This is a genomic window from Psychroserpens mesophilus (assembly GCF_050617655.1).
GTDB lineage: Bacteria > Bacteroidota > Bacteroidia > Flavobacteriales > Flavobacteriaceae > Psychroserpens > Psychroserpens mesophilus_A.
In genome coordinates this window covers 1-250 of the sequence record NZ_JBODQC010000354.1, presented here as the reverse complement: position 1 = coordinate 250, position 250 = coordinate 1, and the positions used below count along the sequence as shown (strand labels likewise).

1 pseudogene is annotated in these 250 nt (G+C 34.4%); it reads right to left on the bottom strand.

The annotated features are described in order from the left end of the window. Positions 1 to 3: 3 nt before the first annotated feature. Positions 4 to 250: pseudogene (locus ACRHNM_RS17560) on the bottom strand (carbon-nitrogen hydrolase family protein); the annotation flags it as partial.

Below are 250 nucleotides of genomic sequence, written 5' to 3'. Positions count from 1 at the left end.
ATTTCATTCGTCAAAAGAAACTGTACTTTGTCTTTCTCTGTTTACATGTAGTTTGGTTATATCTGGCCTAGAATAATGCCCAACAGCATCAAAATTTTGACGTTCTTCTAAAACTCTATTAAAATCTATAGTTTCTATTATTAATCCTTCTTTATGTAAAATTGGTTCAACTATCCATTCTCCATCTGGACCTGCAATACAAGAACCTCCATTTGCTAAAACTTCGGGTGCACCTTCCTCAGTTAGACCA